The 11094-nt window shown below is 32.9% G+C and carries 10 protein-coding genes; 9 read left to right on the top strand and 1 reads right to left on the bottom strand.

Going from position 1 to position 11094, the window contains the following annotated elements; genetic code table 11:
- Positions 1-64 precede the first annotated feature (64 nt).
- From ACSVH5_RS03805 to ACSVH5_RS03785, 5 genes are read left to right on the top strand one after another with little or no spacing between them, the layout of a single operon-like run.
- The gene (locus tag ACSVH5_RS03805) at positions 65-661 is read left to right on the top strand and encodes a lactate utilization protein B/C (RefSeq protein WP_438060131.1); all 597 of its coding nucleotides are present in this window, start codon (positions 65-67) and stop codon (positions 659-661) included.
- Between the two features lie 2 nt (positions 662-663).
- A complete protein-coding gene (locus tag ACSVH5_RS03800) occupies positions 664-1554 on the top strand; it encodes a phosphatidate cytidylyltransferase (RefSeq protein ID WP_438060130.1) in 891 nt (296 codons plus the stop codon).
- Positions 1544-2194 (top strand): phosphatidylserine decarboxylase family protein, encoded by a 651-nt coding sequence (locus ACSVH5_RS03795; RefSeq protein ID WP_438060129.1) that lies wholly within the window; start codon positions 1544-1546, stop codon positions 2192-2194. Before ACSVH5_RS03800 ends, ACSVH5_RS03795 begins: the two co-directional genes overlap by 11 nt.
- Positions 2194-2469, top strand: coding sequence for an acyl-CoA-binding protein (locus ACSVH5_RS03790; protein ID WP_438060128.1), 276 nt, complete (start codon positions 2194-2196; stop codon positions 2467-2469). Before ACSVH5_RS03795 ends, ACSVH5_RS03790 begins: the two co-directional genes overlap by 1 nt.
- Positions 2466-3248, top strand: a complete 783-nt coding sequence (locus ACSVH5_RS03785; RefSeq protein WP_438060127.1) for a superoxide dismutase — start codon at positions 2466-2468, stop codon at positions 3246-3248. The genes ACSVH5_RS03790 and ACSVH5_RS03785 overlap by 4 nt, the downstream gene beginning before the upstream one ends.
- 99 nt (positions 3249-3347) lie before the next feature.
- Here the strand turns inward: ACSVH5_RS03785 and ACSVH5_RS03780 are convergent, their stop codons facing one another.
- Positions 3348-5219, bottom strand: a complete 1872-nt coding sequence (locus tag ACSVH5_RS03780; protein WP_438060126.1) for an alpha-amylase family glycosyl hydrolase — start codon at positions 5217-5219, stop codon at positions 3348-3350.
- Positions 5220-5501: 282 nt separating this feature from the next.
- On the opposite strand from ACSVH5_RS03780, the gene ACSVH5_RS03775 reads away from it, so the two are divergent.
- From ACSVH5_RS03775 to ACSVH5_RS03760, 4 genes are all read left to right on the top strand, one after another.
- The gene (locus ACSVH5_RS03775; protein WP_438060125.1) at positions 5502-7145 is read left to right on the top strand and encodes an OstA-like protein; all 1644 of its coding nucleotides are present in this window, start codon (positions 5502-5504) and stop codon (positions 7143-7145) included.
- Between the two features lie 79 nt (positions 7146-7224).
- Positions 7225-8424, top strand: coding sequence for an aspartate aminotransferase family protein (locus tag ACSVH5_RS03770; RefSeq protein ID WP_438060124.1), 1200 nt, complete (start codon positions 7225-7227; stop codon positions 8422-8424).
- 148 nt (positions 8425-8572) lie between these two features.
- Positions 8573-9973, top strand: coding sequence for a tetratricopeptide repeat protein (locus ACSVH5_RS03765; RefSeq protein ID WP_438060123.1), 1401 nt, complete (start codon positions 8573-8575; stop codon positions 9971-9973).
- The gene (locus tag ACSVH5_RS03760; protein ID WP_438060122.1) at positions 9970-10719 is read left to right on the top strand and encodes a shikimate dehydrogenase family protein; all 750 of its coding nucleotides are present in this window, start codon (positions 9970-9972) and stop codon (positions 10717-10719) included. Before ACSVH5_RS03765 ends, ACSVH5_RS03760 begins: the two co-directional genes overlap by 4 nt.
- The last annotated feature ends 375 nt before the right edge of the window (positions 10720-11094 follow it).

The following is an 11094-nucleotide window of genomic DNA, read 5'->3' as shown; positions in this document are numbered from 1 at the left end:
TGAATTAAGATTTTTTTATCTTTGACCAGTTTCCAATTCATTATTAAGAATACTAAATCCAAATATGAGTATTTTCAGAAAATTATTTAGTTCTGGTCCAACAAACTCCAATGAAGAAAAAGAAATTAATAAAATTTCTTATGAACAAAACGTCCCTTTTGATGAAAAATTTATTTTTAATTTCAAAAGAAATGGCGGAAAGTTTTTGTATTGTGAATCCATGGAGGAAGTAAAAGAACAATTTGAAAACATACTGGAAGAAAATGACTGGTTTGAAAGTGAAGCAATTTGCTTTGAGCCCACACTTTTTCCACTTCTTCAAGAAAACAATATTATTTTTGAAAAACCTCAAAATCCGAAATTTTTATTAGCTAGATGTGAAAATTTGGTTTCAGATGAAGGATCTATTTCCTTTTCATCGAATCAGATTAAGCAAAAAAAACCAAATGAATTACCAGTAAATATGGTAATTATTGCCAATACTAGTCAAATCATTCCAGGAAAAAGCGACATACTAAGTGCTATCAAAAACAAGTACCAAAGAGAATATCCTAGCAATATTACAACGCTAAAATATTTCGAAAAAGCACAAGAAGAAGATTTTACTCAATATGGTAGTGCTGCTAAAAACTTATACCTTATACTACTAGAGGATCTATAATAATGAATGAAACACTGAAACGATCCTTATCAGGGGCTGTATATATAACATTATTACTCGCTTCAATACTTTATTCAACTGAAAGTTTTTTTATACTATTTGGTGTTTTTTTGATCATAACCTTATATGAATTTTGCAATTTGGTTCAAATGAAACCTGCATTGCCTATTATACTAGGAACACTACTCTATGCATCTGTTATCTTGCTAAGTCATTATGCAACTGAAACCACAACTTTCATAAATAGAGCCTTTCAAACTCAAATTAATCTTGTAATAAATATTCAGAAATTAGATTTAGCATTATTAGCCATAACAATAGTTGTATCCATCAAATGCATATTGTTTTTATTTTATGATTCCGTTCAAAAAGTAAGCACTTCGTCTAAATACTTATACCTACTTGGCTATATTACCTTACCTTTTATATTTATAACTAAAATTTCGTTTGGTATCAATGATTATAATCCAAAAATCATTATCGGTTTGTTTATATTGATTTGGACCAACGATACTTTTGCATACGTCGTAGGAAAGTCGATGGGAAAACACAAATTATTTGAAAGAATTTCACCCAAAAAAACTATAGAAGGATTTATTGGTGGAATTGTTTTTGCAATTTTTGCAGGATATTTAATTTCTAAATTATACATAGAACCCAAACCTGAATTTAGCCAAAAATCGATACTAATCTGGACATTTATTGCGTTAATTGTGGGTGTTATGGGTACGATTGGAGATTTAATTGAATCTAAATTTAAACGAATTGCCGAAGTAAAAGACAGCGGTAATATCATGCCGGGTCATGGAGGTATACTAGATCGACTAGATAGTGTTATATTTGTAGCGCCAATTATATTTTTATTTTACCAAATTTTAAATTATGTTTCATAAAGAAGGAACCCCAAGTATTTTATTAGGAACTACTTTTACAGCAGTAGTTTTATTATTGACTGATTATATTGAAACAAATTGGGTCAAAATGGCGATACAAATTGCTACTTTGGTATTTTTGATTATCATTTTGCAGTTTTTCAGAAATCCAAAACGTGCTGTAATTTTGAATGACAATCATATCTTAGCCCCTGTTGATGGCAAAGTAGTAGTAATTGAAGAGGTTTATGAAGGTGAATATTTTAAAGACAAACGCTTACAGGTTTCCATTTTCATGTCGCCTATCAATGTGCATGTAACAAGATATGCCATTAGTGGTGTCGTAAAATTCAGCAAATACCATCCAGGAAAATTCCTTGTAGCTTGGCATCCTAAAGCAAGTGAAGAAAACGAAAGAACAACTGTAGTAGTTGAAAATACAACTTTTGGAGCTATTTTATACCGCCAAATTGCAGGAGCATTAGCAAGAAGAATTGTCAATTACGCAGAAGAAGGCATGCAAGTTATACAAGGAACAGATGCTGGTTTTATAAAATTTGGTTCAAGAGTAGATTTATTTTTACCTTTGGGAACACCTATTAATGTTGAATTAAATCAAAAAGCAGTAGGTGGAAAAACAATTATCGCAACAAAAGCATAATGTCCAACGAGGAATTAGATATACAATTTCAGGAAGCTTTTGAAAAAGCTTCTAAGATGACACAACCATTACCACCAGACGTAATGCTGCGGTTGTATGCCTATTACAAACAAGCTACTTTCGGCACTACTAATTATAACAGAAGTGACAATTTTGACTTAAGAAACGCATTTAAAAGCAATGCTTGGATTCAAATTAGTCATTTATCCCAAGAAGAAGCTAAACTTTTATATGTTGAAACGGTAAACGAATTATTAAAAAATAGTGAATCATGAGAAATTCTTTTTTTTTAACAACTTCTTTTTTATTCGTTTTTTTGTTGACAAGCTGTAATAAAAAAGAATTAATTGAAGTAGTGGAAGTCCCTCTTCCTGCTGCAGAACAAAAAATCACCATAGGTAACCCAGAAGATGTAAAAGCAGATGATGGTTCTTTTCAAGTAGAAGCCTTACCTTATAAATATGATGCCTTATCACCATCTATTTCAGCTTTAGCATTAGAACTACATTTTTCAAAGCATTACTTAACTTACACTAATAATTTAAATAAAGCAATCAAAGGAACTCCTTTAGAAAATTTATCAATAGAAGAGGTTCTTACCCAATTAGATATCAATAATGCGGATATTCGAAATAATGCTGGCGGATACTATAACCACAGTCTTTTTTGGAAAATAATGGGCCCAAAAGGTGGCGGTGTGCCAAAGGATACTTTAGCAGGAGCAATAATTAAAGACTTTGGGTCTTTTGAAAATTTCACTACTCAATTTAAAAATACCGCTTCAAAGCATTTTGGTTCAGGTTGGGTTTGGTTGGTGGTCGATCGTGAAGGAAAACTACAAATTACTAGCACCCAAAATCAAGACAATCCATTGATGCCTTTAGTTCCTGTAGTCGGTTATCACGGAAAACCAATTTTAGCTCTAGATATCTGGGAACATTCGTATTATATTGATTATCAATACAAACGAAAAAACTATATAGACGCCTTTTTTAATGTGATTAATTGGAATAAAGTCAACGAAAATTATCAGGCAACCTTTTTAAAAAAATAAATTAGTTCCTTAGTTAGCGAAACTATTCGAGTTTACAAATTACAATTCATAAAAAATGCTCCCATTGTGGAGCATTTTTTTATGAAACAGAACTAACTTTTATTGCAATTTTAATATAAAAGATTCTGACGGAGCGATGGCTATTGAAGCCCTACCTTCTCCATTGGTCACTTTCAACTCTGTTTTGTATTTACCATACAATTGGTCCACAAGAGTATACGTGCCGTCTTTTACATTCCATTTTGCAAGTAAATCAGCCGGAACTCTCATCTCATAACTACTAGCTGTAGTCGAAGAAAAGTTAGCAACTACAATCAATTGCTCCTCTTTTGACCAACGTGCAAAAGTGTACAAATCTTTATCATATCCTTGAACTATATTTCTATTAGCGCCTTGAATTTCTTGATACCCTCCCATCAAAGCGGAACTTTTTAATGAAAAATTCAAAAGACGTTTATAAAAATCACGCAATTCTTTTTCACTTGAAGACAATTGACCTCCATCAAATTTACCATTATTCATCCAACGCTGATGATGGGGCACTCCTATATAATCAAAAATAGATGTTCTAGAATGCGTTCCAAAACCAGCGTCTTCTTTACCTGGCTCGCCTACTTCTTGACCAAAATAAATCATAGTAGGTGAAGAACTCAAAGTAGTAGAAACCACCATTAAAGGTTTTCCTCTTTCGCCACTACCCGCAAATTCAGGACTAGCAAGACGTTGTTCATCATGATTATCCAAGAAATGCAACATATGGTGTTCGATATCCATCATGTTATATTGAATTCCTGAAATTTCATCAGGCCATGATCTACCTTGAATTACGTCTTTTAATTTGTCATAGGTTTCAACTTTGTCATACAAATAGTCCATTTTACCCAAATGAATATAATTTCTGTATTCTCTTGGATTGTATACTTCTGCCATTAAAAAAGAATCGGGATTAGCCATCTTAATAGCTGAGTTCATATAGCTCCAAAATTCGTAAGGCACCATCTCGGCCATATCATAACGAAATCCATCAACACCTTTTGCAATCCAATATAAAGCAATATCTTTGAATTTTACCCATGAATTTGGCACATTTTTATCTGACCAAAAAGCAAAATGCTCTTTATAATCTTTCTTATCAAATCCAGCTGGAAGTTCAGGAAAATCTTTTCCTCCATCAGGACGAATACCGTAATTTACTTTTACCGTTTCGTACCAATCATTCTTATCGGGTTTTGCCATTCTTGAGCCGTTTCCTGTCCATTTTGCTGGAAATTCATCAAATTTTCCATCTGCCAATGGATGATTTTCTCCATTGAGTGGTTTCGGAGCATCTGGAACTTCAAAACGTGTATTAGGAATGTAATAAAAATTATTATCTCTTTTGTATTCAACGCTAACATCATCATCGGCACCAAAATCTTTTACTCCTTTTGGATTGCTTTTCCCTTCATATTTACGCGCAATATGATTAGGAACAATATCAATAATTACCTTCATTCCTGCCTTGTGCGTTCTTGCAATCAATGCTTCAAACTCGGCCAATCTATTGGCAGGATTGACTGCCAAATCTGGGTTTACATTATAATAATCCTTCACTGCATATGGTGAACCTGCTCTACCTTTTACTACATCTGGATCGTCATTTGAAATTCCGTAAGAAGTATAATCTCGAACCAAAGCGTGATGCGGCACCCCTGTGTACCAAATATGAGTTACTCCTAAATCTTTAATTTCATGTAAGGCTTTATCCGTAAAATCATTGAATTTACCTACTCCATTTTCTTCAATTGTACCCCAAGGTTTATTGGTTGTATTGGTATTCCCAAACAAACGAGTAAATACCTGATAGACCACTTTTTTGTGTTCAGTAGTAGTTGTTTTATTTTCTGAGTTCATTTTTACATCTTTTGTTTTGCATCCCGTAGCTAGCACTAGAGCGCCTGCAAAGAAAATTAAGGCTATTTTTTTAATCATGATAGATAAATTTTACTATTTCTTCATAATTATGAAAAATGAAGAAATAACTATTCGAATTTTTAAATTTACAAAAAAAGACCTAAAAAAAGACTCCTTTAATACAACCTTAGCAATTTACCCCTTCAATTTCACACTACTACAACGTGAGAGTGAACAAAAATGTTAGTAATTTATAGAACAATAAAAAAGTCTTTTTAACACTAATTTTAACAGACACAAAAAAAATTAATAAACCTATTCTCCATTGGTTTTTTATAAATTTGACAAAAAAATTTCACATTGAAGAAACTAGTATTTATTATCCGTATTTGTTTGATAATTAGCATTACTCCTCATCTCCTGGCTCAGGCTCCAAAAAAAATAGTAATTGAAAATTCCGATTTTTTTGCAGTTGATCAAGTAGCTGCACCCGATGCTACCTTACTTACAGGTAACGTTCGAATGAATCATGATGGCATAGTAATGACTTGTAATAAAGCCTATTATTTTCAAAAAGAAAACTATATCAAAGCCTTTGGAAATGTACAATTGGTTCAGGGAGATACTTTATTTTTAAATAGTAAATATGCGGAATACAACGGAAATGTAAAAAAAGCGTTTGCTACGGGAAATGCAGTGATGAGTTCACCAGATGCGACTTTGGCTACCGACACCATTAATTTTGATCGCAATACTCAAGAAGTATTTTATAATACTAACGGAACCATTGTAAACAAAGAAAATACACTTAAAAGTAAATCGGGAAGGTATTATGTTTCACAAAAGAAATTTCAATTCTTAACGGCAGTAACGATTACCAATCCCACTTACACCATTAAATCGAATCATCTCGACTATTATAGTAACTCAGGACATTCTTATTTACTAGGACCCTCCACTATTACAAGTAAAGCAAACTATATTTATACAGAGAAAGGATTTTATGACACCAAGAAAAATTTAGCTCATTTTTTGAATAAATCCTATATCAAATACGATGATCGACTAATCAAAGGAGATAGTTTATATTATGATCGCAATCGAGAATTTGCTTCCGCAACGCGAAATGTAAAAATTACAGACTCTATCAACCGAGGTATTGTAAAAGGCCATTATGCCGAAGTGTACAAAAAACAAGATTCTATGTTTGTAACCAAACGTGCCGTAGCCGTTAACTTTGTAGAAAACGATTCTGTCTATATTCATGGCAAAAAATTAATGGTTACAGGTAAAGAAGGCAACCGAATCATAAGAGCTTTCAATAATGTTCGTTTTTACAAAACGGATATGAGTGGTAAATGCGATTCTATACATTCGAGCACAAAAACAGCCTTGACAAAGCTTATTGGTAATCCGATTTTATGGAATGCTGAAAATCAAATTACTGGCGACATCATGCACCTAATTGGAGATTCAAAAACGGAAAAATTAGACTCTTTAAAAGTACTCAATAACACGTTTATCGTCTCCAAAGACACCTTAGGAACAGGATTTAATCAAGTAAAGGGCCAAAATTTATTTGGTAAATTCAAAGACGGAAAACTCCATGATGTTGATATCATTAAAAACACCGAAGTCATTTATTACATGCGAAATGACGATAAAGAACTTATAGGGATCAACAAAAATAAGAGTAGTAAAATCAATATAGTTTTTGACAAAAATGCCATAGAAACCATTACTTTTTTCAAAGAAGTTGATGGAGATATTTATCCAGAGAAAGATCTTCCAGAAAATGCCCGAAAACTGAAAGGACTCATTTGGAGAGGAGACGAAAGAATAAAATCCAAGGAAGACATTTTCCCCTCAGAGGAAAATAAAGACAACGAAAAAATTGCCAAACAGACCAAGTTAGCCAATGATCGAGCGGGTGTACCAATAAAACCTCGGAAAGAAACCTTGAATTACGACAAAAAGAAACCTACAGCAAAAACAAATAAATAGCTGAAGTCGATTTAAGTATTCAAAAAACATCCATAATTAAGAGAATTTACGCTCTTTTTTCTAATAACTTAGAATTAAAATGAATACAGATTTTATCAAATACCAAGCGCAAACATCGCCTTATCCGTTAGGTATGGAAGTTTCGCACGCCATTGGTTCCTATATTTACGACACAAATAATAAGAAATATTTAGATTTTGTAGCCGGCGTATCTGCTTGTACATTGGGCCATCAAAATAAACGTGTAAACGACGCCATCAAAAATCAATTGGATAAATATTCGCATGTTATGGTTTATGGCGAGTATTCTCAAAGCCCTTCTGTTGCTTTTTGTAAATTATTGGCGGAACAATTACCTGAACCCTTAAAGAAAACCTATTTAGTCAATTCTGGTACAGAAGCCATTGAAGGTGCATTAAAATTAGCAAGAAGAACCACAGGCAGAAGCCAATTAATCTCATGTCACAATGCCTATCACGGGAACACTATGGGCTCTATGAGTGTGATGGGATTTGAAGAACGAAAGCAAATTTTTCGTCCTTTAATTCCAGATGTAGATTTTATTACCTTCAACAACGAAGCCGATTTAGAAAAAATAACCACTAAAACTGCAGGAATCATCCTTGAAACCATTCAAGGTGGCGCGGGTTTCATTCAGCCAGAAAATGATTTTCTAAAAAAAGTAAGACAACGTTGCACTGAAGTTGGTGCTATGATGATTGTTGATGAAATTCAACCTGGATTTGGAAGAACAGGTAAATTATTTGGTTTTCAAAACTACGATGTAGTTCCTGATATAGTCGTTATGGGAAAAGGTATGGGCGGAGGTATGCCAGTTGGCGCTTTTACAGCAGCACCAGAAATGATGGATTTATTGAGTCATAACCCAAAATTGGGACACATTACCACCTTTGGAGGTCACCCTGTCATTGCGGCAGCTAGTTTGGCCACTTTGCAAGAAATTACCGAAACAAATCTTATGACAGAAGCTTTAGAAAAAGAAAAACTGTTTAGAAGTCTTTTGGTACATCCTTTGATAAAAGAAATCAGAGGAAAAGGATTGATGCTTGCGGCAATGACGGAACACGCCGAAATCACCAACGAAGTAATCTTAAAATGTCAAGACAGAGGATTAATTCTATTTTGGTTACTTTTTGAAGGCTGTGCTATACGAATTACACCTCCTTTAACTGTTTCAGAAGAAGAAATTAGAGAAGGTTGCGCTATCATCTTAGAGGTAATGAATGAAGTTATGGCTAAGCAAATAACACTTGTTTAGGATTTGTATTTAAAACAATACAATTCATAAAAACAACTAATACCAAAAGAGTTTGTTAATTAAATTGTTCACAACAATTCCAAAAAAACCTCGCAATAACAGTAAGGTTGTCTAATTTTAATTAGGCAAACTCAAAAACAATTTAAGTATGCAATTAAGCAACGAAGAAGAAGACTATAGCTTATCCCTATCCAAATTTGAGTCGATGTTGAAAACCAACAAAGTGTTCTTCTTCGACTCCGAGGAATTTGAAGAAATCATTCTTCACTACCTTGATATGGGAAAAGCCAACTTGGCAAAAAAAGCCTTAAAACTAGCATTAGATCAGCATCCAAAATCTACAGGACTTAAACTTGTTCAGGTTGAAATGTTAGTGTATGATGACAAACTAGACTTGGCCGAAAAAATGCTCAATGAATTGTATGCTATTGAGCCAACAAACGAAGAAATATTTATTCAAAAAGCAAATATTTGGTCCAAACGTGACCAACACGAAAAAGCTGTTGAACAACTTAAAATCGCCTTAAAATATACTGATGATTATGCAGATGTTTACAACTTGATTGGCATGGAGTATTTGTTTATGGACAATTTAGAATTAGCCAAACAAAGTTTTATACAATGTTTAGAAGAAGACATCGAAGATCAATCTGCTTTATATAACGTAGTGTATTGTTTTGAATTTTTGGATCAAAACCAAGAGGCTATAGCCTACCTTAACAAGTACATCGACAGAAATCCCTACAGTGAAATTGCTTGGCACCAATTGGGTCGTTTGCATTATAGCGTCAAAGAATACGAAGATGCCATTCGAGCTTTTGATTATGCCACGCTTATTGACGATGAATTCATGGGAGCTTTTATGGAAAAAGCTAAAGCTTTAGAACGCCTAAAAAAATATGAAGAAGCCATAGCAAGCTACACTCGAACTATAGAACTTGACGACGCTACCTCTTATGCTTTACTTCGAATTGGGAAATGTTATGAAAAATTGGGTAATAAAGCATTAGCTATAAAATTCTTTAATCAAACGGTGCATGAAGATCCCTTATTAGACAAAGGATGGATTGCGATAACCGATTTTTATGTGCGTCAAAAAAACTTTCAAAAAGCGTTATTTTTTGTCAACAAAGCTTTAGCGATTGACAATCAAAATCGTTCGTATTGGAAACGCTATGCTACCATCAACAAACAAATGAATTTCTTTGAAGAAGCTGAATTTGGCTATCGAAAAGCTGTTGAATATGGAGATTATCAATTAGATACTTGGTTGTTTTGGGTAGATATCCTACAGTATTTGGGTGAATTTGAATCGGCTATTCAAACATTATTGCAAGCAGCCGAATTTTTCCCTGAAGAAAATGAAATTGAATACCGCTTGGCTGGACTAAATTTAATGTTGTTAAACGATACTAAAGGAAAATTCCACTTAAGCAATGCTTTGCGTCTTAATTTTGAAAATTATATTGTATTAGAAGATTTATTTCCAGTAGTTTGGAATCGTAAAATGGTTCAAAACTATATCGCAAAACACAAAAAACAACAATGATTGATTCTTTAAAGATGCGTTATGGATTACTCGGGCGCAATATTAGTTATTCCTTTTCAAAAAGTTATTTTACAGAAAAATTTAAAACCTCTGTTTTCAAAGGATGTTCTTATGAAAATTTTGACATCCAAGACATCAATTATTTTACTGAATTAATCAAAAACAATCCCGATTTAAGAGGATTAAATGTAACTATTCCTTACAAAGAAGCCATACTCCCATTTTTGGATAAACTTTCTAAAAAAGCTTCAGTAATAGGAGCTGTAAACACTATTAAATTTACCAAAAAAGGAAAATTAAAAGGATACAATACCGACTATTACGGATTTAAAAAATCACTAGAACCCCATTTACAACCTCATCATACCAAGGCTTTGATTCTGGGTACTGGAGGCGCAGCAAAAGGTGTCGCTTTCGCTCTTGATGAATTAGGTATTTTCTACACTTTTGTATCAAGAGAAAACAGAGAAAAAACAATTCGTTATGATTTATTGAATGCTACAATTTTTGAAAATCATAGCATTATCATCAACACAACACCATTAGGAACAAGTCCAAATACCAATCAATATCCAGCAATTCCTTATGAGTTTTTTACTCCAAAACACATTGCTTTTGATTTAATTTACAATCCCGCAGAAACTGTTTTTCTAAAAAAAGCAAAAAAACATGGAGCACTAACCATAAATGGATTAGAAATGCTGATTCAACAAGCCGAAAAAGCATGGCGAATTTGGAATAAATAACACTTTTGATTCCTCTTAAAAATCAAATACATACTCTTGTTTATTTCTTTATATTTCAGAAATAAAATATCCCTTTTCTTCTATATCAAAACAAACAAGTTCTGCAATCAACTGACGTTATTGCTATTACTAAAATTAGCTTTTATAGCCGTTGTTTCATCAAAGTCACCTGATGTATTTTTCATGAAACTTACTGAACAAAACTGCTTTTGAATTTAGAATTTGACCTCTAATTTAGTACCGTAAAGTCATAAAAAAGAAGGTATTCGAATTTCAATCATAGCATTCAAGTTACATTATATTTTTACCAAAAACTCGTTTATTTAAAAATGTAAATTCGTATTTATAAACCTCTATAAAGGTTCCAAATTAGAA

This window comes from Flavobacterium sp. RSSA_27 (assembly GCF_051547125.1).
Taxonomy (GTDB): Bacteria; Bacteroidota; Bacteroidia; order Flavobacteriales; family Flavobacteriaceae; genus Flavobacterium.
Note: the sequence above shows the minus strand (reverse complement) of the source record. Positions and strands in the feature narration are given on the sequence as shown.